The sequence below is a fragment of the Cellulomonas fimi genome (genome assembly GCF_028527925.1).
Classification (GTDB): domain Bacteria; phylum Actinomycetota; class Actinomycetes; order Actinomycetales; family Cellulomonadaceae; genus Cellulomonas; species Cellulomonas fimi_C.
In genome coordinates this window covers 1-23,987 of the sequence record NZ_JAPESW010000018.1, presented here as the reverse complement: position 1 = coordinate 23,987, position 23,987 = coordinate 1, and the positions used below count along the sequence as shown (strand labels likewise).

Here is a 23,987-nt window from a genome sequence, read left to right as displayed (position 1 = left end):
TCTATTCCACTCAACTTCGCCGAGCCATCTGACGGTGCCGCACCCGCCACCCGTCCGCCGACCACAACATCACGCGCCCGCCGTACCCCGTGACGGCGCCTGATGTTGTGCTCGACCACGATCCCGGGCCGTCCGCGAGGCCATCGGCGGCGAGACGTCGCCGACACGTCACCTCCCCGTCGGCCCGAGGACACGTCACCCGCCTAGCGTCGCGGGCGACACCGAAGAGAGAGCAGGGCACCGATGACCCTCACGATGACGCTCGTCCGGCACGGGCGCACCCACTTCAACGCGCGCCGCGTCCTGCAGGGACGCTGCGACTCCCCCCTCACGCGCGACGGCCGCGCGGGCGTGCGGACCACCGCGCGCCACCTCGCCGACGTCCCGTTCACCGCCGCGTGGTCCTCGCCGTCCGGCCGGGCCGTCGCCACGGCCGTCGAGCTGCTCCGGCACCACGAGGGCGTGCCGCTGCGCACGGACCGTGGGCTGCTGGAGTACGCGTTCGGCATCTACGAGCAGAAGCCCGAGAGCGTGCTCGACGAGGTCGTCGCGTGGCCGGACCTGGTCACCGAGGTCCTCGCCGGCCGCCACCCGGGCCTGCCCGGCGGTGAGCACGCGCGCGACTTCATGGACCGCACGCGCGACGTCTTCGCCCGCATCGCCGCGCAGCACGAGGACGGGCACGTCCTCGTCGTCGGCCACGGCCTCACCCTGGGCGCGTACCTGGCCACGGTCGACGAGGTCGGACTGGTCCCGCTGCCCAACGCGTCCGTCTCGACGGTCGAGGTCGACCCTGACGGCACCGCCCGCATCACGAGCCTCGCCGTCGACGTCGCGCACCAGGGCCACGTCGCCGCCCGCCCGATGCGCACCGCAACGGCGGTCCCGTCGGTCGCCTGACGCCCCGCGCCACGCCACGACCCCGTCCTGGGGCCCGCGTCGACTCGTCGAGCGGGCCTCATGACGGGGTCGGCGTGTGCCACCGGCCGACGACCGGGGGTGGCAGGATCGCCGCATGGACAACGACGTCATCGACGTGCCCGACGTGCTCGGCGACGGGTGGACCGCCCGGACGATCCCGCTGGCGCCCGACGGCCGGTCGACGGGCGGCGTCGACCCGGTCGCGACCCTGGTCAGCCCGGCGGGCTCGCTAGGCGCCGACGGACCGCGCCGCGGCCGGGCCGTGCTCTACCTGCACGGGTTCGTCGACTACTTCTTCCACCCGCACGTCGCCGGCGCGCTCGCGGACCACGGGTACGACCTGCACGGCCTCGACCTGCGGGACTACGGGCGGTCGATCCGCGACGGCCGCGTCCCGAACGACACGCGCGAGCTGTCGGTCTACGCCGAGGAGATCGACGCCGCCGTGCGGCTGCTGCGCGAGCGGTACGCGTCGGTGTCGCTGCTGGGGCACTCGACGGGCGGGCTGATCGCGGCGCTGTGGACGAACGGGCGGGCGGGCGCGGTCGACGCGGTCGTGCTCAACAGCCCCTGGCTCGACCTGCGCGGGTCGTGGTTCGAGCGGCACGCGCTCACGCAGGCGCTGCGCGTCGTCGGGCGGGTCGCACCCGACGTCGTCGTCGGGCACATCGCGCCGCACTACGGGCGCGCGCTGCACAGCGGGACCGGCGGCGAGTGGGACTTCGACCTCACGTGGAAGCCCCACGACGGCTTCCCGGCGCGGGCGGGGTTCGTCCGCGCGGTCCGCGCGGGGCACCGGCGGGTCGCGCACGGGCTCGACATCCAGGTGCCGGTGCTGGTGCTGGCGTCCGACGCGTCCGGGCCGGACGACCGTGAGCACGACGCGCTGCTCACGACGGACTCGGTGCTCGACGTCGCGCACATCCGCACGCTCGCCCCACGGCTCGGCCCGGACGTGACGTTCGTGGAGGTGCCGGGCGGTGCGCACGACCTCGCGCTGTCGCCGGCGCCGGCCCGCGAGCGCTACCTCAAGGAGGTCGTCGACTTCCTCGACCGCGTGACGGGCGGTCGCCCGGACGCGTCGTGAAGGTCCTCGACCACGAGCGCTCGTCCTGGTTCCTGCTCGAGTCCGACGGGTCGCTCCTGCTCGACGTGCACGTGAGCCAGGGGCCGGTCAGCGGCTCGCTGCTCATCGCGCTCACGGACGGCGAGCACGACGCCTACGAGCACGAGGGGCGGGCGGCTCTGACGCGGCTCGCCGCGCGCGTGCAGGCCTCGGCGCCGCTCGCGGCGGGGTCGACGTCGCCGTACCGCGCCCGCGACCTCACCCGCGTGCACGGGGCCGACGTGACGGCGGCCGTCGTCGCGTGGCGTGCGGGCGACGCCGGCGGGTCGGCGCCCGCGACGTGAGCGGGCCACGCTGCGCCTCACGGTCCAGGGCGGGGGGTGCGCGTGGTCGTCGGTCGGCCCGGTCGCGCCCCTGCGCCCCGGCCGGTGGTGCGCTCAGGTCCTGTCGACCGACCCTCGCTCCCCGGTCGTGTCCGGCGGAGCGAGCGGCGCACCCGCGCCGGCCTCGGCGGTCGCCGGTTCGTCGAGCGGCGCGGCGCGCAGCTCCGGGCGGTTGGTGACGAGCAGCCAGGCGGCGAGCGTCGCGAACAGCAGCGGCGGGATGAGCGTGGCCTGCGGGATGATCGCGACGACGAGGAAGATGCTCAGCCACCCGCTGCGGGTCGCGGCGACGATGATGCCGACGGTGGCGGAGCCCACGGCGAGCGCGGTCGGGACCGACGGGAACGCGACGGCCACCGCGTAACCGAGCGCGACGCCGACGAACGTCGCGGGGAAGATCCGACCGCCGCGGAACCCGACGCTCGACGCGACGAGCAGCGCGACGAGCTTGATCAGGGCGAACGCGAGGAACCCGAGCGCCGTCGTCTCGCCGACCAGACCGGGCAGCTGCTTCATCTGCTCGAGGCCCTTGAACAGCGTGATGGGCCCGCCGAGGGCACCGAGGAGCCCGAGGACGAGGCCGCCGAGCGTCAGGAGCAGGACGGGCTGGCGGACGCGGTGCACGAACCGGTGCAGCGGCGTGAAGACGTACGACGCGAGCAGCCCGAGCGCGGCGGCACCGAGCGACACCGCGACGGCGATCGCGAGGTCCGTGACCTGGAGCCCGGGGTAGGCGGGTACGTCCATCGCGAAGTCGAGGTCGGACAGCATCAGCATCGTCAGCGCGCCGGTCGAGGCCGAGACGAGCGGCGCGAACAGCCGGTCCCACAGCGGGATGCGACGGTCGCCGGGGTCGAGCTCGCTGAACATGAGCGCCGCCGCGAGCGGTGTGCCGAACATCGCGCCGAGCGTCCCGGCGGTCGACAGCGCCATCCACTGCGGGGCACCGACCTGTCCGGCGACGCGTGCGCCGAGCCACACCACGAGCGCGGCGTTGATCGCCATGATCGGGTTCTCGGGCCCGAGGCTGACGCCGCCGGCGAGCATGAGGACCATCGCGAGCGCGAGCCCGGGCAGCACCCGCGGCGGCAGCGGCGGCTCGACGAGCCCGGCCGACGCGGGGTCCGGGCCGGCGTGCCCCGGCGCGAACCGGATGACGAGCCCCACCAGCAGGCCGGTGAGCGTGAGGATCACGACGATCCACACGGGAGAGTCGCGGTCGAGGCCGAAGACGCCCGACAGGTCGTCCCACAGCCAGCCCTCGACGACGTCCGCGAGCGCGCTGAGCCCGATCAGCAGGAGCCCGCACAGGATGCCGACCAGGGCAGCCGGGACGGCCAGCCTGAGCAGCTGCCGCACGGGCACGTGGAACTCGGTGTTCGGCTCGGTCATCGCCACCCCCGTCTCCGCCCAGCGTCCCCGGAGCGGCTCGTCGTGCGCGTCACCCCTTGCGGATGACCGGCGGTCAGTCGTGGATCGACGGCTCCTGCGGCTCCGACAGCGACAGGACGGCCCCGACGACGCCGTCCGTCGCGGAGATCCGACGCTCGAGCGACGCGAGCACGTGGGACGCGACGGTCTCGTTCGGGTCGCCCTCGAGGTCGACGGCCCCCGTGAGGTACACCTGGCGGGCGCCGACGAACTCGAGGCGCAGCTGCGTCACGCGCGCGACCTCGGGCAGCGCGAGCAGCGCGTGCACCGCGGCGGCGTGCAGGGCGGGGTCGACGGCCTCGCCCACGAGGAAGCGGCGGTTGCGGTCGATCAGCACGACGGCGACGACGCCCAGCAGGATCCCGACGAGGATCGACCCGATCGCGTCGGGCACCGCCGAGCCGGTGATCTGGTGCGCCGCGATCCCGCCGGTCGCGATGAGGATGCCGACGATCGCCGCGGCGTCCTCGAAGAACACCGCGCGCACGGTGGGGTCGGACGTCGCGAGCACGTGGTCGACGAGGTCGCGGTCCCGTCGGGCCGCGGCGCGCTTGGCCTGCCGCGACGCCTGCACGAACGAGACGCCCTCCAGCACGAGGGACACGCCGAGCACCGCGTACGCGATGCCGAAGTCCGATGCCGGCTCGGGGTGCGACAGCTCCTGGATGCCGTGCGTGATCGACACCCCGGCGCCGACGGCGAACAGCCCGATCGCGGCGAACAGGGACCACACGTAGACCTCGCGCCCGTACCCGAGCGGGTGGGAGTCGTCGGCCGGCTTGGCCGCGCGGCGCTGGGCGATGAGGAGAAAGACCTCGTTGCCCGCGTCGGCCCAGGAGTGCGCGGCCTCGGCGAGCATCGACGCGGCGCCCGTGAGGATGGCCGCCGCCGTCTTCGCGACCGCGATCAGCACGTTCGCCCCGAGCGCGATCGCCACCGTCAGCGCGGACTCGCCGTGGCCGTCGTCGTCGGCCTCCGGGGACACGCCGAGCACGTCGACGGCGGGCTCGTCGGGACCCGGCTGCGTCATGCGTCCGTGACTAGCACCATCGCTCGCGTGGTGCGACCCGGAGGATCGGTGTGGGATGGGCACGCACCGACGACGAGGAGGACCGATGACGACGCACCGGGGCAGCTGGCCCACGGGCACGCCCGCCTGGGCCGACATCACCGTGCCGGACCTGGACCGCGCGATCGACTTCTACGGCGCCCTGCTGGGGTGGCGGTTCGAGCGCGGCGGCCCGGAGGTCGGCGGGTACACGCAGGCGTTCGTGGGCGGTCGACGCGTCGTCGGGATGGGCGAGCCGACCGGGGAGGACCCCGCACCGCCGTCGGCCTGGTGCCTGTACCTCGCGACCGACGACCTCGCCGCGACGACCGACGCCGTCACCGAGGCGGGCGGGCAGGTGCTGCTGCCGGGCATGGAGATCGTCGACTTCGGGTCCATGGCGATCTTCGTCGACCCGACGGGCGCCGTCTTCGGCGGCTGGGAGCCGCACGGGCACACCGGGTGGGACGTCACCGACGAGCCCGGCGCGATCGTCTGGACCGAGGTCATGTCGCACGACCAGCCCGCGTCGCTCGCGTTCTACCAGCACGTGTTCGGGTTCACCGCCGACGACATGAGCGGCCCCGGCTTCACGTACGCGTCGGTGCGGCTCGACGGCCAGCTCGTGTGCGGCATCGGCGGCTACAGCGACAAGGTCGACCCCGAGACGCCCGCCGCGTGGACGCTGTACTTCGGCACGCCCGACACCGACCTCGCGACGCAGCGCGCGGTCGACCTCGGCGGCACCGTCCTGAGCCCGCCGTCCGACACGCCCTACGGCCGTATGTCGATCGTCTCCGGCCCGTTCGGCGAGGTGTTCGCGCTCATCGCGGAGAGCGACGACGGGCCTGACGAGGGCCGGCCCGACGACGCTCCGGCCTGACGACCAGCCGGGCCCTCGGCGTGCCGGTCCGCGGGCCGGCACGCCGGGCGGCGCGGCCGTCAGCCCTCGCAGGGAGCGACGAGGACGAGCACCGGCACGGGTTCCGTAGGCTCGCGGGGTGAGCCTGCCCTCCGACGCGTTCCGGCACGTCGCGTCGCGACCCCACGAGCCGCTGCGGACGTTCCACCCGCGCCGCGCGACGCTCGGCCGTGAGCGGGAGCGCGCGCTCGCGCACCTGTGGCCGCGGTTCGGGTTCTCGGTGCACGATGACGCCCTGGGCCGGGCACCGCTGCGCGCCGACGGGTCGCTCGACGTCGCGGCGCTCTTCGGCCGCGAGGCGCCGCTCGTCCTGGAGATCGGCTCCGGCATGGGCGAGACGACCGTCGCGATGGCCGCCGCCGACCCGTCGCGCGACTACCTGGCCGTCGAGGCGCACCTGCCGGGCGTCGCGAACCTGCTGGTCCTCGTCGAGCGTGCGGGCCTGACGAACGTGCGGGTGGCGCACGGCGACGCGCTCGACCTGGTGCGCCGGCACGTCCCCGAGGGCACGCTCGACGCCGTGCACGTCTTCTTCCCCGACCCGTGGCCCAAGGCCCGGCACCACAAGCGGCGGCTCGTGCAGCCCGCGCACGTCGCGCTGCTGCGGTCGCGGCTGCGCGTCGGCGGCACCCTGCACTGCGCGACCGACTGGGCCGACTACGCCGACCAGATGCTCGACGTCCTCGCGGCCGACCCCGGCCTCGAGAACACCGCCGACGGGTTCGTCGCACGTCCCGCGCACCGGCCGGTCACCAAGTTCGAGCAGCGCGGGATCGACCTGGGCCACGAAGTCCGCGACGTCGTCATGAGGAGAGCCCGATGACCCCCGACGAGCACGTCACGCCCGCGGCCGACGACTCCGGCGGCGGGGCCCGCGTGTTCCGCGTCCTCGTCGTGCCCGGCGTGAACCCCGACCGCTGGCTGCGGGTGTGGCGCGAGCGCCTCGCCGACGTGCCGCTCGAGCTCGTCGTCGTCGAGCCGCCGGACGCCGAGCCCGCCCTGCGCGCGGGCGACGCCGACGTGGCGATCCTGCGCCTGCCCGTCGACCGCGACGCGCTCTCGGCGATCCCGCTCTACACCGAGGAGACCGTGGTGGTCGCCGCCCGCGACCACGTCTTCTCCGTCGCCGAGCAGGTCACGCCCGCGGACCTCGCCGACGAGACCGTGGTCCGCCCCGACGACGACCTCGTCCGCTGGACGGACGCTCCCGGTGAGCCGTTCGCGGGCGGCGCGGTCGCGACCACCGCCGACGCCGTCGACCTCGTCGCCGCGGGGATCGGCGTCGTCCTGCTCCCCCAGTCGGTCGCGCGCCTGCACCACCGCCGCGGCCTCGTCTCCCGCCCGGTCACCGACGCCCCCGGCTCGGTCGTCGCGCTCACCTGGCTCACCGACGCCCATGACGACCTCACCGAGGAGTTCATCGGCATCGTCCGCGGCCGCACGGCCGGCTCGTCGCGCGGCCGCGGCACGCCGCAGCGGGAGGCGTCGTCGACCGCTGAGAAGGGCCCTGGCACGACAGGGCGCGCCGGCGGGCAGGGCGCGAGCGCGGCGCGCGGCGCGGGCGGATCCTCGCGACGCGACCCCGCGTCGGGGCGTTCACGCGGCAGCTCCGGCAGCGGGCAGAGCGGCGGCCGGTCCGGCCGGTCCGCGGCGCGACGCCCCCGACGCGGCCGCTGAGGGGGAAGTGCCTCGTGGCCCGGGCGGGGCCGAGCGCAGCGGCGTCTCGCGACGCGGCGCGCACGGCCCTGCCCCGACGGCGTCAGACGCCCGAACTGCAGACGATCCGCTCTTCGGGCGCGCCCACGGCCTTCGCGTACGTCCGGAGCCCGCCGACCGCACCTGACCACGCGTCACCACCGGACGCCGTCCCGATCCGGAACGGGCCGGAGGATGCCGGCGTGGCACCGACGGGCTGCGCGGCACCGGTGACGATGCGGAAGTCGCCAGGCTGGTCGGCGGTGCCGAACGAGCAGGCGTCGAGCCGCACCGTTCCCGTCGCGGCGTCGCGGATGCCGACGAGCGCCACCCACGCGCTCGGGACGACCGGGACCGTCGACGTCGCGACCGCCTCCGACGCGCCGTCCCCGGCCACGTCGAACGCCCAGCACGAGATCACGCCGTCGGGGCAGCCGTCGGTCCGCTGCCCGAGCGTGAATGCCGGACCACCTGCGCCGTCCTGGCTCACGACGGTGCCCGCCCCGGTGCCGTCGGCACGGACGACAGCGATCACCGAGTAGCTCGAGGCGGTGTCGAGCAACGGCCCGGCACTCGCGGCTCCGTCACCGGCCTCGTCGAGCAGCAGCGCGCGGTCGTCGTCCTCGCCGAAGAGGTCGGCCATGAGGCCGCCCGTCCAGGTGGTCGACGGCGACAGCGTCAGCGTCGGACCGGCGCCGGTCGGGGTCGCGCTCCCCGCGGTCGCACCGGCGCCCTCGTCGAGCCTCCACCGCGCGTCCGACGGGAGCTCGACCACCGGGCTGCCGACGGTGAAGCGGTAGAACCGCTCCGGACCGACATTGCCCGCCGCGTCGACCGCCTGCACGGTCAGCACCGTCGGACCGTCGAGCGCCGGCGTCCACGAGACCGTCGCCGAAGCCTCGCCGGCGGCGACGCCGACACGGTCGCGCACACCGGCCACCGCGTACTCGAACGCCACGACGCCGTCAGCCGCCGACGCGGAGAACCGGAACTGCCCCGCGAGGCCGACGGCTCCCGCGGTGGTGTCCTCCGCGTACGCCGCCGGTGCCGAGCCCGGCGCGGGCGCGACGTCGACGGCACCAGGGGCGGTGACGTCGACGGTCAGGAGGCAGCGAGCCACGGGACCCTTGCGACCGTGCGCGTCGCGCGGCTCGACCGCCCACTCGTAGGTGCGGCCGTCCCGGAGCACGCCCGCCGGCACCTGCACCGCGTGCGACGAGCCGGACGCCTGCGAGGTGCCCATACCCGTACGCCACACCACTTTGCCGGTGCCGCGGTCGCGCACCGTGGTGGTCGGCGCGACGTGGTCGCCGTCCGGGTCGGTGAGCGTGACCCGCAGGGTGGGCGTCGTGCTTCGGACGGGCGCCGCCACGCCGGCCGCGCACGCACCACCCGGGTCGACCGCGAGGTCGGTGGGCGCGAGCGGCGCACGATTCACCAGACGGTGCGGGTGGCCGGCCGTCGGTGGCGCCGCCGTCGCGGCGCTCGGTGCGAGCAGCGAGGCTGCCGCGACGAGCGCGGCCACGACCGCGCCACGCGCGCGCCCGCTCCGACCGGGGGTGGACCACTGGACCGACCTGCGCATCTACGACCTCCGCGTCGTGCGGCGTGCCCGCGGGACCCCCGGTCCTTCCCGGGGACGGGCGACGTCCGGCTGCACCGTAGCGGAGCGCCCCGACACCACGGGCCCGTTCGGCGGTCTCGACGTCGTGACGTCCTGGCGACGTCACGCGCGGGATCGCACGATCTCGCCGCGACCTCACGACCTCGGCGGCAACGCGGGGGTGCCGTGGGGTCAGTCCTGCGCGCGCTTGGCCGCCTCGGCGCGGCGGTCCGTCGCGCGGGCGCGCAGGCGGCGCTCCTCGCGGCGGACCTCCTCGAACGTCGCACGCTCGCGGACCAGCCACTCGGGCGGGTCGGCGATGAGCGCGTCGATCTGCTCGGTCGTGAGCGGATCCGTGATGCCGCCGCGCGCGAGGCCGCTGATCGAGACGCGCAGGCGGCCCGCGACGACGGTGCGCGGGTGCGGCCCGTCGCGGCGCAGGTCGACGAGCCACTGCGGGGGGTTGCGCTGGAGGTCGGCGAGCTCGTCTCGCGTCACGGGGCCGGCCTGGAACTCGGGCGGCGTCGCGGGGAGGTAGACGTCGAGCTTGGCGGCCGCGGTCGACGGCTTCATCTCCTGCGGCTTCTTGGGGCTCACGCGCCCACCCTAACGACCGTCCGCGCCGACGACCGCGCCCCGGACGCCCGTGGGGCCCCGCCGCACGTCGCGACGGGGCCCCACGGGTCGAGGCGGGTCGGCCGGGGTCAGGCGCCCGGGGGGACGGGGGTCGCGTGCCAGACGCGCTCGAGGTAGTCGCGCATCGACCGGTCGGACGAGAAGAACCCGGCACGCGCGACGTTGATGATCGCCGACCGTGTCCACGCCTCCGGGTCGGCGTACGCGGCGTCGACGCGGGCCTGCGCGTCGACGTACGCCTGGAAGTCCGCGAGCACCAGGAACCGGTCCTCGTTCAGCAGGTTCGACACGACGGGCTCGAACACGCTGCGGTCGCCCCCGGAGAAGGCGCCCGACGCGATGAGGTCGAGCGCGCGGCGCAGCTTCGGGTTCGTCTCGTAGTACGACGTCGGGTGGTAGCCGCGCTCGACGACGTCCGCGACCTCCGGCTCCGTCAGGCCGAACAGGAAGAAGTTCTCGTCGCCGACGAGCTGGCGGATCTCGACGTTCGCGCCGTCGTCCGTCCCGATCGTCAGGGCGCCGTTGAGCATGAACTTCATGTTCCCGGTGCCGGACGCCTCCTTGCCGGCGAGCGAGATCTGCTCGGACAGGTCGGCGGCGGGGATGAGGGTCTCGGCGAGCGTCACGTTGTAGTTCGCCGGGAACGCGACGGTGAGCCGCCCCTTGACCGCGGGGTCGGCGTTGACGGTCCGCCCGACCGCGTTGATGAGGCCGATGATCTGCTTGGCCATCCGGTAGCCGGGCGCGGCCTTCGCGCCGAACGCGAACGTCCGGGGCGTCACGTCGGCGGGGTCGAGCGCACCCGACGAGATCTGGTCGTAGAGCGACACGATGTGCAGCAGCTTGAGGGTCTGCCGCTTGTACTCGTGCAGGCGCTTGACCATGACGTCGAACATCGTCTCGGGGTCGAGCACGATGCCGTCGCGCTCGGCGAGCACGTCGACGAGCCGGCGCTTGTTCGCGGCCTTGACCTCACGGAACCGCCGCCGGAACTCGGCGTCCTCGGCCAGCGGCTCGAGCGCACGCAGCTCGTCGAGGTCCGTGACCCACCTCTCGGAGCCGAGGACCTCGGTGACCAGCCCGGACAGGCCGGGGTTGGACAGCCGCAGGAACCGGCGCGGCGTGATGCCGTTGGTCACGTTGGTGAACTTGCCGGGGTAGTACTCGGCGAAGTCGTGCAGCACCTTGTCGCGCAGCAGCTGCGAGTGCAGCTCCGCGACGCCGTTGACCTTGACGGCCGCGACGGTCGCGAGGTGCGCCATGCGGATCCCCCGCTCGGGGAACTCCGCGATGATCGACATGCGTCGCGCCCGCAGCTCGTCGTCGGGGTACGCGGCGCGCAGCCCCTCGAGGAACTCCTCGTTGATGCGGTAGATGATCTCGAGGTGGCGCGGCAGGAGCCGGCCGAGCAGCTCGACGGACCACACCTCGAGCGCCTCGGGCAGCAGCGTGTGGCACGTGTAGGAGAAGACCTGCCGCACGACGCTCCACGCGTCGTCCCAGGCCCACTTCTTCTCGTCGACGAGGATCCGCATGAGCTCCGGGATCGCGATGACGGGGTGCGTGTCGTTGAGCTGGAAGTGGATGCGGTCGGGCAGGCGCGTGAGGTCGAAGTCCTTCGGCAGCACCTGGTCGACGAAGTCCTTGAGCGAGCACGCGACGAAGAAGTACTGCTGCTGGAGCCGCAGCTCCTTGCCCTGCGGCGTCGAGTCCTCGGGGTAGAGGACCTTCGAGATGTTCTCGGCGAAGGTCTGCGCGCGGACCGCCTGGGCGTAGTCGCCGGAGTTGAAGATCTGCAGGTCGAACGCGCGCGTCGCGCGGGCGGACCACAGGCGCAGGGTGTTGACGCGGTTGTTGCCGTACCCGGGGACCATGTAGTTGTACGGGACGCCGAGCACGCTCCAGCCCGGGACCCAGCGCTTGCGGGTGGTGCCGTCGTCGTCCTCGTAGTCCTCGACGGTCCCGCCGAAGCTCACATTGACGGCCATCTCGGGGTGCGGGAACTCCCACGGCGAGCCGAGCGTGAGCCACGAGTCGGGCTTCTCGACCTGCCAGCCGTCGACGAAGGTCTGGCGGAAGATGCCGTACTCGTAGCGGATCCCGTAGCCGATCGACGGGACGTTCATGGTGGCGAGCGAGTCGATGAAGCACGCGGCCAGCCGGCCGAGGCCGCCGTTGCCGAGACCGGGCTCGACCTCGGCCTGGCGCAGCGTGTCGAGGCTGATCCCGAGGCCCGCGAGGCCCTCCTCGACGATGTCGGTGAGGTCGGCGGCGAGCAGGGCGTTGTCGAGCTGGCGCCCCAGCAGGAACTCGGCGGACAGGTAGGCGACGGACTTGGCCTGGAGCTCGGACTGCCGGCGCAGGGTCTCGAGCCAGCGGACCATGAGGTAGTGGCGGACGGTGCGGGCCAGCGCGAGGTACTGGTCGTTGACGGACGCCCGGGAGAGGTCGACTCCCTGCCCGAAGTTGAGCTCGCGCAGGTACTCCCGCACGAAGCCCTCGACAGTGCGCTCACGCGTCGCGACGGGTTCGGTGTTCGCTGTCACCTCACTCACGGTAGCGGCGCTCCTCCCAGAAGGTCACCGTTGCGGTGACGGTGCAGGTCATGGCACCCTGCCGGGCCCGCCGGACGGTCGTCCGGGTCGGGCCGGGGTGCTGCGGACAGGTGCGGGGCAGGCGTGCGGAAGGCCGGCACCCCCTGGTCGGGTGCCGGCCTCCCGGTGGTCCTCACCGCGGCGGGGTCACCGCCGTGCTGGCGGGTTCGCCGTGCGGTGTCAGACCGCGGCCACCGCGGGCCGCTCGACCGTCGAGGTTCCGGCGACGACGGTGCCGAGCGAACGGATGGCCCAGCCCACGAGCCCGAAGGTGACGCCGACGCCCATGACGAGGAGCGCGACACCGAAGGCGACGACCGAGGTGAACAGCGACGCCCGCAGGAACGAGCCGTTCATCACCGTGGCGCGGACCGGGTCCTCACGGTCCAGCTCGGCGTAGGTCTTGCCGCCCGACGCCTCGAGCGCGTGGTGGTTGATGATCGCGGCCTGCGAGTACGCCTCCCAGGGCGTGTCGACGATCTGGTTCGCGAACATGTCCGCGTCCTCCGAGACCGTGATGTTCTCGGCGCGCAGGTTGCTCGAGACGGCACCCCACGTGACGGCGCCCGAGACGAGGAAGATGCCGCCGAGGATCATGACGATCAGGCCGATCAGGCGGGCCGGCGACTTGGTGGTGACGGTGCTGGTGCTCATGGTTCGTGACCTTTCGGTACCCCCGGAGTGCGGATCTCCCCAGATCCGGTGAGCCGATCGGGCTCACATGACGATCGTTGCGTTCACATCTGCTTCACGTACGGGACCCAAGTCCCACGTTTTTCCACGGTGTCGTCGCAGGTCATCCGCCCTTTTCGGGCAGGCGCACGGAGGAGGGCGCGCGGGGACCGGGGGTCGGACGCGCCCTCCTCCTCGCCGGAGCGCGTCCCCACGCCCCGGCGTCGTGCCCCCTGCTGCCCCGGCCGGCCGCACCTGCCGGTTGCCCGGGGCCATGCCCGCAATCTCACTCCCCCCGCGACGCCGTGGCGCGGGACTTAGGTCACTGCGGACCTGCGGCTTCACCGGATCGGGCCACACCTCCGGTGCCGAGGGGCGAGGTCAGACGAGCTCGACCGACGGGCGCAGGCGCGCCGGGGTCCACCGCTCGCGACGCCGGGCGGCCAGGCACGTCAGCCCGAACGCGACGGCGGCGGTGCCGAGCAGCAGCGCGAGGTCGACCCACACGTAGGGCGTCAGCGGGCCGCCAGCGACCGCGCGGCGCACCGCGTCGTTGGTCCAGCTCATCGGCAGGTAGGGGTGCACGGTCTGGAAGAACGTGCCGAACGTCTGGATCGGGTACGCGCCCTCGCCGGCGGCGACCTGCAGGACCAGCAGGATCACCCCGACGAACTCGCCGACCAGCCCGAACGCGGCCTTGAGCAGCTGCATGAGGGCGACGAAGCACACGGCCGACGCGGCGAGCACCCCGAGCAGGACCCACGGCGCGTCGGGCGCGACCCCGACCAGCAGCAGCGCGCCGAACAACAGCGCCGCCTGCAGCAGCACGACGGCGCCACCGGCCAGCAGGGGCGCCCCGGCGACGGCGAGCGGGCCCGCACCCCAGAGCTGCCCGCGCCGGTCCAGCGGCGACAGCACGAGGAAGACGAACACCGCGCCGACGAACAGCCCGAGGCCCGCGAAGTAGCTCGTGAAGCCGTCGCCGAAGTGCGCGATCGGGTTGTCGCGGACCTGCTCGACGGTGACCGGCCGGGACAGCACCTCCCCGAACGTCTCGCGGTCCACGTCGGTGATCGGCACGTCGAGCCGCTCCGCGGCCTGCGCGAGCCCGTCGGCGAGCTGCTGCGCGCCGGGTGCGAGCTGGTCGGCGAGCACCGTCGCGAGGTCCTCCGACCCGTCCGCGACCGCCTGTGCGCCGTCGGCGAGGGCCTGGCCCTGCTGGTTCGCCTGGTCCGCGGCCGTGACGGCCTCGGTCGCGAGGTCCGAGAGCGCGCTGGCGTCGTCGGCGATGTCGGACGCGTCGTCGGCGGCGTCCTCGACGGCAGGCAGGACCGTCGCCTCGAACGAGTCGCGGATCTCCGCGACGCGCGCCGCCGCGTCGGCCTGTCCCCCGGCCGCGAGCTGCTGCTCGAGGGCCGTGAGGCGGGCCGAGACGTCCTGCGCGGCGTCGGCGGCCCCGGACGTCCGGGCCGCGACCGACGACGCCACGTTGGCGACCGAGTCCGCGAGCGCGGGGGCGTCCTGCACGGCGTCGTCGACGTCGGCGAGCGCGTCGGCGACCTGCGCGACGCCGTCCGCGACCTGCGCGGCGCCGTCGGCGACCTGCCGCGCGGCGTCGGCGGCCTCCTGCGTGCCGTCCGCGAGCTCCTGCGCGGACCCGCCGACCTCGCCCCCGGCGTCCTTCGCCTGCCCGAGCAGGCCGTACACGACGTCGAGGTAGTCGGCCTGCACCTGGCTCCCGGCGGTCCCCTCGACGGCTTGCGACGCGTCCTTGGCGAGCACCCCGACGAGGTAGTTGCCCGCGTCGTTGGTGCGGACCTCGACGCGCGCCTGCTGCGGGTCGGCGCTCGACAGCGACGCGACCTGCGCGGAGAACTCCGGCGGGATCGTGACGACGACGTAGTACGTCTTGTCCTCGAGGCCCTGCGCGGCGCTGTCGGCGTCGGTCGCGGTCCAGTCGAGGGTGTCGGAGGTGAGGACCACGCGTTCGAGGTCGTCGCCCGCCGCGAGGTCGCTGCCGTCGCTCGTCTGCACGGGCTCGTCGAGGTTCACCAGCGCGGCCGGGATGTGGCCCGAGCGCGCGTACGGGTCCCAGTAGCCCCAGACGAGCACGCCGCCGTAGATCGCCGGCACGGCGAGCACCCCGACCAGCACGAGCGCCGCGAACCGGTCGCGCACGAACCGCGCGAGCGTCAGCCCCGCGGCCCTCATGCGACGCGCCCCACGATGCGCGTGAGCGCACCGGCGTCGGGCGGGCGGAAGTCGCCCGCGGTCACGACGAGGACCGTCGACCCCTCGCGCGCGAGCCGTTCGGTGAACGACGTCATCGCGTCGCGGTCCTGCGTCGACCCGGACGGGAACGGTGCGACGACCACCGGCGGGTCGCCCGCGACGGCGGCGACGAGACCCAGCAGCGCCTTCTGCGACGCCGGGAGGTCGTCGGCGGCCTGCCCGGCCGCGCCGGCCAGGCCCGCGTCCGTGAGCAGCGCGTCGAGCGTCTCGTCGTCGAGCCGCGTCCCCGCCCGCCGGTGCGCCTGCCGGACGACCTCGCCGACGCGCGCGCGGTCCTCCAGCAGCCGCAGCCGCGGCACCCAGCCGATCCCGACGACGCGGCGCACGGCCCGGCCCGACCGGCGTGTCGCGTCCCGCGGGTCGACGACGTGGACGTGCCCCTCGTCGACCGCCAGGCGGCCCGCGAGCGCGAGGGCCGTCGCGTCGCGCGCGAACGGGTCGAGCGTGACGAGCCACGTGACCGTGCGGGCGGCGAGGCTGAGGTCGAGACCCCGGACGAGCCAGCGCGAGCGGTCGCGCACGCCGACGCCCGCCGCCTCCAGGACGGGCGTCGACGCGTCGGGCACCAGCACCGTGCCGACGGCCGCGCCGATCGCCGCGGGCGGCATGGGTGCGGGCGGGACGGCGCGCGGGAGCGGGGCGGTGGGTGCTGCCGGCGGCGGCGTGCGGACGGGCGGGGTCGGCGCGGTGCCGACGACGGGGACGGGTGCGGTCGGGCCGGCGGGTGCGGTCGCCTCGCTCGGGAGCGGACGGTCGGACGACGGACCGGTGGCCGGCCGCGCGGTGTCGGGCGGAGCGGCGGTCGCGTCTCCGTCGGCGCGCGCCTCGTGGCCGGCGGTGGCGTCGTCGGCGGTCGTCGGCGCCGGCACGTCAGGCGCGCCCGGGGACGCGTCGTCGTCGGGCCCGTCGCTGCGCGCGGGCTCTGCTCGGCGGTCGGTCATCGGCGCCCCCCAGCGTCGGATGTCGCACCCGTGGTCAGCCAAGCACGGACGCGACCGGGCCGCGCGCGACGCGCCTGCTCGGGCTCGGCGGGCGCCCGCACGGTCGTGCGGCGTGCGTCGCGCCGGGGACGTTCCCGCGACGCGCGGCCCACCGAGGTCGTCCCGCGGCGCGCGCAGCGTCAGACGGTCCGGCGGCGGACGACGACGCGCGCGCCCGCCCCCGCGACGAGGAGCCCGAGCGCGACCGCGAGGAGCGCGGCCGTCGTCGAGCCGGTGGTGGCGAGCGCGGCGCCGCCTCCGGTGTCGGTCCCTGCCGGGGGCGGGGGTCCGGGCGGGCCGGGAGGCAGCGGCGGCTGAGGCGGCCCCGGCGGGTCCGGCGGGTCGACGGCCGGGACGTAGACGTTGAGCGCGGCGCACGTCACGTCTGCGTCCTGCGGGACGACGACAGCGTCGCCCAGGACGGTCGCGCCGTCGCACGTCCACCGCTCGAACCGGTACCCGACGGGTCCGCCGAGTCCTTCGGCCAACCGGTACACGCCCGGCACGACGGGGATCGAGCGCACCGCCGCGCTCCCGCCGGGTCCCTCCCACGACCCGGTGGGGCCGGTCGCGACGAGCGTGAAGTCGGACGGCTGCGCGTCCCCGCCGAACACGACCTTCTGGAGCGTGAGGGTTCCGCCGACCCAGGCGTTCGTCGCGGTGCACGTCACCTCGTCGTTCTCGGCGAGCGCGACGGTCCCGTCGAGCACGGGGTGGTCGGGTCCGCAGTCCCACCCGTCGGGCTCGTAGCCGAGGTCGGCGACGGACGTCCGCGGGAGCTCGGTGAGCGTGTACGTCCCGGGCACGACGACGCCGGTCGCCTCCGGGGTGCCGGACGTGCCGCTGAAGGACGAGCCGCCGGGCGACGACGCGACGAGGGTCCAGTCCTGCGCGGCGGCCGGTCCGCCGTCGACGGACTTGGCGAGCGTGAGCTGCGCGCCCGTCCAGCGGTTCGTGACCGCGCACGTCACGTCGTCGGCGAGGTCGAGCGTGATCGTGCCGTCCCCCGCCACCGGCACGGTGCCGCCGTCGGCGTCGACGCACGTCCAGCCCTCGGTGACGTAGCGCGGCGCACCGATCTCGGTGAGCCGGTAGCTGCCCGCGCCGACCGGGACGTCCGTGACGGTCGCGCTGCCCGTCGCACCGACGAGCAGCCCGCCGTCGCCGATGCCGAGCAGGACGAACGCGGACGGCACCGCGGGGCCGCCGCCGCGGTTGTCGAGCCTCTTCACGAGCGTGAGCAGGGGCGCCACGTCGGAGTTCACGATCGAGCAGCGGACGTCGTCGGTGAACGGCGACCCGTCGGCGGCGGTCGCGGGGACGACGAGGACGCCGTCGGGCGCGTCGACGAACGTGCCGCCGGCCTCGCACAGCCAGTCCGACGCCTCGTACCCGGGGGTGGTCTCGGGCGACTCGGCGAGCTGGTAGGTCCCGGGTGTGATCGCGACGCGCGTGACGGCGGGGCTACCGGTGGTGCCGCTGAACGAGGTCGGCCCGGTCGCGGACAGGGTCCACTGCGTCGCGGTCGCGGTGCCGCCGGCGTCGTTGGCGACGAGCTTGGACAGGGTCAGGTGCGGCTGGGTCGCGACGTTCGTGACGGTGCACGTGACGTCGTCGCCCGCGGCGAGCGTGACGACGTCGCCGGTGACCGGCGCCGTGCCGCAGGTCCAGCCGGCGGCGGTGAAGCCGGCGATCGCGGACTCACCGAGCGTGTAGTCGCCGGCCGGCACGGGCACGCGCGTGACGGCCGCCGACCCGCTGGGGCCGGTCACGGTCGTGTCGGCGCCGGTGGCCGTGAGCGTCCAGGCGGCGGGCGGCGCGCTGCTGCCCTCGACGTCCTTGACGAGCGTGAGGAACGCCCCGGCCCAGGTGTTCACCACGGTGCAGACGACGTCGGCGGGCTGGTCGACCGTCACGACGTCGCCGACGACCGGGGCGCCGTCGCACGTCCACGGTCCCGCGCTGTAGCCGGGCGGGCCGTCCTCGGACAGCGCCCACGACGAGCCGACGTCGACGGCCTGCCGCGTGACCGCGGCCGACCCGGCCGGGCCGCTCAGGACGAGCCCGTCGGGCGCGTTCACGCCCGTGAGCGTGAAGTCACCCGGGTCGGCGGTGCCGCCGGTCCGGTTGTCGACGACCTTGACGAGCGTGAGGCTCCCCCGCTCGATGGTGTTGGTGATCGTGCAGGTGACATCGGCGCCCGCGGTGACCTCGACCGTGCCGGGCCCGCCGGCTCCCCCGTCGCACACCCAGCCGGAGGTGGTGTAGTTCGTCGGTCCCGACTCGGCCAGCGCGTAGGTCCCCGCGGGCACCTGCACGCCCGTGACGCCGGGACCGCCGGAGAGGCCGCTGACGGTCACCGGCCCCGTGGCGGACAGGGTCCACGCCTGCGGGATCAGCGAGCCGCCCGCGACCTGCTTGACGAGCGTGAGCGTCCCGCCGGTCCACGTGTTCGTGACGGTGCACACCGCGTCCCCGTCGCCGTCGGCGAGCGTGAGGGTGCTGCCGCTGACGGTCCCCGCCGTGCAGGTCCACGCCGACGCCGTGTAGCCCGCCTGCGCGGCGGGCGTGGTCGGTGTCTCGGCGAGCGTGTACGTCCCGGACGGGACGGGCACCTCGGTGACCGTCGGCGACCCGGAGACACCCTGGACGGTGCCGGGCGGTCCGGTCCCGGACAGCAGGAAGTCGGCGGTCGTCGCGGGGCCGCCCACGACCTCCTTGCGCAGCGTCACGAGGTGCGGCGTCGGCTGGCTGCGGGAGTTCGTGATGACGCACTCCACGTCCTGCCCGAGCGAGACGACGACGCTCGAGGGCCCGGTCTGCGTGCCGCCCGTGCAGGTCCAGGCGCTCGCGGTGTACCCGGACGGCCCGGCGGTCTCCGACAGCTGGTACTCGCCGATGCGCACCGGCCCGCTCGCGGTGCCCGGGCCGGTGACGGTCGTGGGTCCCTGCGCGGTGAGGTTCCACGCGTTGGGCGAGGCGGGGCCTCCCGTCACGACCTTCCGCAGCGTGAGCCTCGGCTGGATCGCGTCGTTGCGGACCGTGCACGTGACGGTGCCGTCGGCAGGGACGGTGATCGTCGGCGCGGGGTCCGTGAACGTGCCCGCCGCGCCGCAGTCCCAGCTCACGAACGCGTACCCGGGCACGCCGCCGGACTCGCTGATCGTGTAGTCGCCCGCCGGCACGACGAGCGACTGGACGCCGTTCAGCCCGTTCCCGGTGAACGTGTACGCGGGGTCCTCGGTGTTCACCGCGGTCATCGTCCAGAGCTCGCGACGGCCCTCGCTCGCGCCGGTGTCGAGGTTCTCGATGCGCTTGAACAGCGACAGGCGGCCGGTGACGGCGGGGTCGACGGCGGCGGCGGCCGGGGCGACGGCCCCCAGGACGGCGAGCACCGCGAGCAGCACGGCGGACGCGACGGGAACGGCAGGACGGCGCACGGTTCCTCCCCCGCGGGCCCTTGCCGGCGCCGGACCCGCCCGTGCCCCTTGCCGGACACGTCCCTCCGACTGTCACACGGACGGACGGTCCGCACGACCCGGGAGGCGTGGGGCTCGCACCGCCGGCCCGGGCGGCGCGGCGCGGACCGTGCAGGACACCGCACGGTCCGCGTCGCGGGGCCGTCACTCGTACGCGACGGCGTCCAGCACCTTGAGCCGGGCAGCGCGGATCCCCGGCCACAGCGCGGCCAGCACCCCGACGACGACCGCCAGCGCGACCATCGCGCCGAGGTTCGCCCACGGGACGGCGAGCTCGGACAGGCCGTCGTCGGCGTACACGGTCGGCATCGTCGCGGCGAGGGCGACGCCGACCGCGAGCCCGAGCACGGTGCCGAACACGGCAGTCAGGACCGACTCGATCGTGACCGTCCCGGCGAGCTGGAGCCGCCCGAGCCCGACGGCCCGCAGCAGCCCGATCTCACGCGTCCGCTCGATCACCGACAGCGCGAGCGTGTTGACGATGCCGAGGACCGCGATGACGACGGACAGGCCGAGCAGCGCGTAGAGGATGACGAGCAGCTGGTTGACCTGGTCGGCGAGGTTCGACACGAACTCGTCGCGGGTCAGCACGGACACGACGACGTAGGGCGCGACGACGTCGGCGACGGCGTCCTGCAGCTCGGTCGCGCTGACCCCGGCGGCAGCGGTCACGAGGATGGTGTCGACCTGCTGCTGCTCCCGGGGGACGAGCGTGTCGAGCACGTCCTGGTCCACCACGAGCGGCGCGCCGAGCACGTTCGTCGTGAAGACCGCGACGACGGACAGGTCCTGCGGCCCGGCGGCGCCGGTCACGGTGAGGTCGTCGCCGACCTGCCATCCGTGCTCGTCGGCCGCGGCCTCCGTGACGGCGACCTCCCCGGCGCTCAGCGACTCGAGCGCGTCGAGCGACCCGTCGACGAGCTCGACCTCGACGGACCGGCCGAGGGTGCCGTCGGCCAGCCCGATGACGTAGTCGACCGCGGGCTCCTCGCCCGGGCCGGCGACCGCGAGCGGCGCGAACGCGACCGCGTCGGACGTGCCGGCCTCGGGCAGCGCGGCGACGTCGTCGACGGCCCCGGACGGGATGACCATGGTGGCCGAGCGGACCACGACGTCGGCGTTGGTCTGCGCCTCGACGACACCCGTCACGGACTGCTGCGCCGACACCGCGATGACGGACACCGCACCCACGAGCGCCATGCCGATCATGAGCGCGCCGGCCGTGTTCGCGGTACGGCGCGGGTTGCGCACGACGTTGCCGCGCGCGAGCCGCCCGACGGGCCGCAGCAGCCGCACGAACGGCCACGCGAGGACGCCGACGGCGGCGCGCGCGACGACGGGCGACAGCATGAGCACCCCGACGAGCACCGCGCCCGCACCGACGCCGAGCAGCGCCTCGGCCGCGTCCGCCTCGGGCCGCACGAGCGCGAGGACGAGCGCCGCGACCCCGACCGCCCCGAGCGCGAGGCCGCCCGCGGCGCGCCAGCGCAGCGAGCGCTCGGGCACCGCGACGTCGTCGCGCATGGCCTCGACGGGCGGCACGAGCGCGGCCCGTCGGGCGGGCAGCGCGGCCGCGAGCACGCTCACCGCGGTCCCGACGACGAGGGACACGACGATCGTCGCCCCGTCGACGGGGATGTCCCCGACCAGGTCCATGCCGATCGACCCGAGCACGACCCGCAGCCCGGAGACCAGCGCCAGACCGCCCGCGATGCCGAGCGCCGACCCGAGCAGGCCGACGACCGCCGCCTGCACGAGCACGGAGGAGAACACCTGGAGCGGCGACGCCCCGACCGCGCGCAGCAGCGCGAGCTCGCGCATGCGCTGCCGGACGGACATGGCGAACGTGTTGGAGATGATGAACGCGCCGACGAACAGCGCGATACCCGCGAAGACCAGCAGGAACGTCGTGATGAAGCCGAGCTGCGACGCGATGTCGGCCTTGTTGTCGGCGCGCAGCGCGTCGCCCGTGACGACCTCGAGGCCGTCGCCGGCCAGCGGTTCGAGGTGCTCGACGAGCTGCTGCGGCGTCGTCCCGTCGGCCGCGTAGACGGCGATCTCGTTGACGCCGCCGCCGTCGGGCGCGAGCACGTCGAGGGCCGTCTGCTGGTCGACGAGCACGATCGTCGCGCCCGCCATCGGCCCGCCGAGGTCGACACGGCCGACGATCTCGACCTCGGTCACCTGGCCGCCGAGCACGGCCGTCGTCGTGTCGCCGACGGACAGGCCCGACGACTCGAGCGTCGCCGTCTCGAGCGCGACCTCGCCCGTGCGCTCCGGCCCGCGGCCCTCGACCACGTCGAGCGACGGGTCGTCGGGCACGTAGTTGAGGGCGAGGCTGGGCGCCTGCGTCGACTGAACCGCGGTCCCGTCGGCGCCGACCAGGACGATCGTGCCGGACAGGCCGCCGATCGCGTGCGCGACGCCGTCGACCGCGGCGACCTCGTCGACGAGCTCGAGCGGGACGCTCTGCGCGGTCGTGGTGCCCATGACGACGGACGCGTCGTCGGGCTGGTCGACGCGCACGTACGCGTCGGCGGGGGCGGCGGCGTCGACGATCCCGTCGAACGTGCCGGACAGCATGGTGCGCAGCGCGAACGTGCCCGCGACGAACGCGACGCCGAGCGCGACGGCCAGCAGCGAGAGCAGGAACCGCACGAGGTGCGCGCGGATCCCGCGGAGCGCGACGCGGCCCATCAGAGAGCCGCGGGGGACGACGACGCCACGGGAGCGGCGGACGCGGCGGGAGCAGCCGCGGGGTCGGTCGACCGCGCCGGCCGGAGCGCCGCGAGCGCGGCGAGCACCGACTCGGTCGTGGGGTCGACGACCTCCCCGACCAGGCGCCCGTCGGCCAGGAACAGGACGCGGTGCGCGTAGGAGGCGGCCGTCGGGTCGTGCGTGACCATGACGACGGACTGCCCGAGCTCGTCGACGGACCGGCGCAGGAAGCCCAGCACCTCGGCCGACGACGTGGAGTCGAGGTTGCCGGTGGGCTCGTCGGCGAACACCACGGCGGGCCGCGTGACGAGCGCCCGCGCGCACGCGACGCGCTGCTGCTGGCCGCCCGAGAGCTCGGACGGCTTGTGGTCGAGGCGGTCCTCGAGGCCGACGGCCCGCACGACGGTGTCGAGGTGCGCGCGGTCGACGGGACGCCGCGCGATGTCGAGGGGCAGCGTCATGTTCTCGAGCGCGGTCAGGGTCGGCACGAGGTTGAACGCCTGGAAGACGAACCCGAGCCGGTCGCGGCGCAGCTTGGTCAGCCTGCGCTCGTTCATGCCGGACACCTCGAGGCCGTCGACGACGACCGTGCCCGCGTCGGTGCGGTCGAGCCCCGCCATGCAGTGCATGAGCGTCGACTTGCCCGAGCCGGAGGGGCCCATGATCGCCGTGAGCTCGCCGCGGCCGAAGTCGACGTCGACGCCCGCGAGCGCGTGCACCGCGGTGTCGCCCTTGCCGTACGTCTTGACCAGCCCGCGCGCGCTCGCGATCGGGGTCGTGTCCCTCGCCATGTCCTCCACCTCTCCCACCGGCACGTCGTCCGACGTCCGTGCTCACCTCACGGCACGCCAGGCATGCCCGCCACGGACGATGGTCCTCGCGCGCGGCGGCGGGGGACATGGGTGACGTCCCTGGTCAGGCCCTGGTCGGACCCTGAGCGGCGTCGGGTCGGCCCCCGGGGGCGGACCCCGGGCCGACGTCGACGGTGCGCGGTGCCGGCCGGTACGGCTCCTCCCGGACGGCGTGCGCGACGACGAGCTTGAGCACCATCACAGGTCCGAACCACGCGAGCCCGTCGGGCGTTCCCGCGATGGGTGCGGCGACGAGCGCGACGGTCGCGAATCCGAGCGCGACGGGCCGCTCGAGGTAGGCGGGGACGGACCGCACCACGATCACGCCCGCGAGCGGCACGAGGTACCACCACAGCGCCCACACCCAGGTCGTGTCCGGCACGACCGCCGCGAGGACGAACGGGTGGACGTGCAGCGCGGTGAACGCGACGTGGTCGTGCAGCACCCGGTCGACCCGGGTGACGGGTGGCGCGAGCGGGGCGTGGTAGAGCCTCTTGGCCGAGCCGAGCGCGTTCGCGGCGACACCGCCCGTGACGTCGAGCGCGACGAGGAGCACCACCGCCCACGTCAGCCAGGACCAGTCGTCGGGTGCGGTGAGCAGCAGGACGCCGACCGCGAGGGCCGTGGTCGCCCACACGACGCCCCGTTCGGCGCGCGTCGCCCCGGTCCCGAACAGCCAGTCGCGCGGGCCCGGCG

18 protein-coding genes are annotated in these 23,987 nt (G+C 74.8%); 6 read left to right on the top strand and 12 right to left on the bottom strand.

The window, feature by feature from the left end:
- The first annotated feature begins 243 nt into the window (after positions 1-243).
- The 3 genes from OMK64_RS10270 to OMK64_RS10260 all read left to right on the top strand — a co-directional run bounded on the left by OMK64_RS10270 (position 244) and on the right by OMK64_RS10260 (position 2,331).
- The gene (locus tag OMK64_RS10270; protein WP_272728062.1) at positions 244-900 is read left to right on the top strand and encodes a histidine phosphatase family protein; all 657 of its coding nucleotides are present in this window, start codon (positions 244-246) and stop codon (positions 898-900) included.
- Positions 901-1,015: 115 nt separating this feature from the next.
- The gene (locus tag OMK64_RS10265) at positions 1,016-2,008 is read left to right on the top strand and encodes an alpha/beta hydrolase (protein ID WP_272728060.1); all 993 of its coding nucleotides are present in this window, start codon (positions 1,016-1,018) and stop codon (positions 2,006-2,008) included.
- A complete protein-coding gene (locus OMK64_RS10260) occupies positions 2,005-2,331 on the top strand; it encodes a hypothetical protein (RefSeq protein WP_272728058.1) in 327 nt (108 codons plus the stop codon). Before OMK64_RS10265 ends, OMK64_RS10260 begins: the two co-directional genes overlap by 4 nt.
- 93 nt (positions 2,332-2,424) lie before the next feature.
- Here the strand turns inward: OMK64_RS10260 and OMK64_RS10255 are convergent, their stop codons facing one another.
- Together OMK64_RS10255 and OMK64_RS10250 are read right to left on the bottom strand one after the other, a co-directional pair.
- Positions 2,425-3,762, bottom strand: a complete 1,338-nt coding sequence (locus OMK64_RS10255; protein WP_272728056.1) for an ion channel protein — start codon at positions 3,760-3,762, stop codon at positions 2,425-2,427.
- Between the two features lie 73 nt (positions 3,763-3,835).
- Positions 3,836-4,831, bottom strand: a complete 996-nt coding sequence (locus tag OMK64_RS10250; RefSeq protein WP_272728054.1) for a cation diffusion facilitator family transporter — start codon at positions 4,829-4,831, stop codon at positions 3,836-3,838.
- An 85-nt stretch (positions 4,832-4,916) separates the two neighbouring features.
- Between OMK64_RS10250 and OMK64_RS10245 the strand changes: the two genes are divergently transcribed.
- From OMK64_RS10245 to OMK64_RS10235, 3 genes are all read left to right on the top strand, one after another.
- Positions 4,917-5,732, top strand: coding sequence for a VOC family protein (locus OMK64_RS10245; RefSeq protein WP_272728052.1), 816 nt, complete (start codon positions 4,917-4,919; stop codon positions 5,730-5,732).
- A 118-nt stretch (positions 5,733-5,850) separates the two neighbouring features.
- Positions 5,851-6,594: a tRNA (guanosine(46)-N7)-methyltransferase TrmB gene (gene trmB / locus OMK64_RS10240; protein ID WP_272728050.1), complete on the top strand. Its 744-nt coding sequence runs from the start codon at positions 5,851-5,853 to the stop codon at positions 6,592-6,594.
- Positions 6,591-7,448 (top strand): LysR family transcriptional regulator substrate-binding protein, encoded by an 858-nt coding sequence (locus OMK64_RS10235; protein ID WP_272728048.1) that lies wholly within the window; start codon positions 6,591-6,593, stop codon positions 7,446-7,448. Before trmB ends, OMK64_RS10235 begins: the two co-directional genes overlap by 4 nt.
- Before the next feature lie 82 nt (positions 7,449-7,530).
- Here OMK64_RS10235 and OMK64_RS10230 read toward each other — a convergent pair whose 3' ends face one another.
- The 10 genes from OMK64_RS10230 to OMK64_RS10185 all read right to left on the bottom strand — a co-directional run.
- Positions 7,531-9,051, bottom strand: coding sequence for a LamG-like jellyroll fold domain-containing protein (locus OMK64_RS10230; protein WP_272728046.1), 1,521 nt, complete (start codon positions 9,049-9,051; stop codon positions 7,531-7,533).
- A 210-nt stretch (positions 9,052-9,261) separates the two neighbouring features.
- On the bottom strand, positions 9,262-9,666 hold the full coding sequence (locus tag OMK64_RS10225; protein ID WP_272728044.1) for a DUF5997 family protein: 405 nt from the start codon (positions 9,664-9,666) through the stop codon (positions 9,262-9,264).
- 107 nt (positions 9,667-9,773) lie between these two features.
- Positions 9,774-12,260, bottom strand: a complete 2,487-nt coding sequence (locus OMK64_RS10220; RefSeq protein WP_272728041.1) for a glycogen/starch/alpha-glucan phosphorylase — start codon at positions 12,258-12,260, stop codon at positions 9,774-9,776.
- Positions 12,261-12,479: 219 nt separating this feature from the next.
- Positions 12,480-12,953: an aromatic ring-opening dioxygenase LigA gene (locus OMK64_RS10215; RefSeq protein ID WP_272728039.1), complete on the bottom strand. Its 474-nt coding sequence runs from the start codon at positions 12,951-12,953 to the stop codon at positions 12,480-12,482.
- Between the two features lie 399 nt (positions 12,954-13,352).
- Entirely contained in the window at positions 13,353-15,182 is a 1,830-nt protein-coding gene (locus tag OMK64_RS10210) for a YhgE/Pip domain-containing protein (RefSeq protein ID WP_272728037.1), read from the bottom strand.
- Positions 15,179-16,204 (bottom strand): hypothetical protein, encoded by a 1,026-nt coding sequence (locus tag OMK64_RS10205; RefSeq protein WP_272728035.1) that lies wholly within the window; start codon positions 16,202-16,204, stop codon positions 15,179-15,181. The genes OMK64_RS10210 and OMK64_RS10205 overlap by 4 nt, the downstream gene beginning before the upstream one ends.
- Positions 16,205-16,383: 179 nt before the next feature.
- The gene (locus tag OMK64_RS10200) at positions 16,384-19,683 is read right to left on the bottom strand and encodes a hypothetical protein (protein WP_272728033.1); all 3,300 of its coding nucleotides are present in this window, start codon (positions 19,681-19,683) and stop codon (positions 16,384-16,386) included.
- 183 nt (positions 19,684-19,866) lie between these two features.
- The gene (locus OMK64_RS10195; RefSeq protein WP_272728031.1) at positions 19,867-22,419 is read right to left on the bottom strand and encodes an ABC transporter permease; all 2,553 of its coding nucleotides are present in this window, start codon (positions 22,417-22,419) and stop codon (positions 19,867-19,869) included.
- Positions 22,419-23,231 carry an ABC transporter ATP-binding protein gene (locus tag OMK64_RS10190; protein ID WP_272728028.1) on the bottom strand — a complete coding sequence of 271 codons (813 nt, stop codon included), beginning with the start codon at positions 23,229-23,231 and terminating at the stop codon, positions 22,419-22,421. Before OMK64_RS10190 ends, OMK64_RS10195 begins: the two co-directional genes overlap by 1 nt.
- Before the next feature lie 124 nt (positions 23,232-23,355).
- On the bottom strand, positions 23,356-23,987 hold a 632-nt coding region (locus OMK64_RS10185; protein ID WP_272728026.1), incomplete at its 5' end, for a hypothetical protein.

Excerpts from the sequence above, each read along its gene's own strand:
- OMK64_RS10230 (WP_272728046.1), bottom strand. The coding sequence starts at position 9,051 with ATGCGCAGGTCGGTCCAGTGGTCCACCCCCGGTCGGAGCGGGCGCGCG.
- OMK64_RS10245 (WP_272728052.1), top strand. The coding sequence starts at position 4,917 with ATGACGACGCACCGGGGCAGCTGGCCCACGGGCACGCCCGCCTGGGCC.
- OMK64_RS10205 (WP_272728035.1), bottom strand. The coding sequence starts at position 16,204 with ATGACCGACCGCCGAGCAGAGCCCGCGCGCAGCGACGGGCCCGACGAC.
- OMK64_RS10255 (WP_272728056.1), bottom strand. The coding sequence starts at position 3,762 with ATGACCGAGCCGAACACCGAGTTCCACGTGCCCGTGCGGCAGCTGCTC.
- OMK64_RS10265 (WP_272728060.1), top strand. The coding sequence starts at position 1,016 with ATGGACAACGACGTCATCGACGTGCCCGACGTGCTCGGCGACGGGTGG.
- OMK64_RS10195 (WP_272728031.1), bottom strand. The coding sequence starts at position 22,419 with ATGGGCCGCGTCGCGCTCCGCGGGATCCGCGCGCACCTCGTGCGGTTC.
- OMK64_RS10270 (WP_272728062.1), top strand. The coding sequence starts at position 244 with ATGACCCTCACGATGACGCTCGTCCGGCACGGGCGCACCCACTTCAAC.
- OMK64_RS10250 (WP_272728054.1), bottom strand. The coding sequence starts at position 4,831 with ATGACGCAGCCGGGTCCCGACGAGCCCGCCGTCGACGTGCTCGGCGTG.
- OMK64_RS10235 (WP_272728048.1), top strand. The coding sequence starts at position 6,591 with ATGACCCCCGACGAGCACGTCACGCCCGCGGCCGACGACTCCGGCGGC.
- OMK64_RS10190 (WP_272728028.1), bottom strand. The coding sequence starts at position 23,231 with ATGGCGAGGGACACGACCCCGATCGCGAGCGCGCGCGGGCTGGTCAAG.
- OMK64_RS10215 (WP_272728039.1), bottom strand. The coding sequence starts at position 12,953 with ATGAGCACCAGCACCGTCACCACCAAGTCGCCGGCCCGCCTGATCGGC.
- OMK64_RS10210 (WP_272728037.1), bottom strand. The coding sequence starts at position 15,182 with ATGAGGGCCGCGGGGCTGACGCTCGCGCGGTTCGTGCGCGACCGGTTC.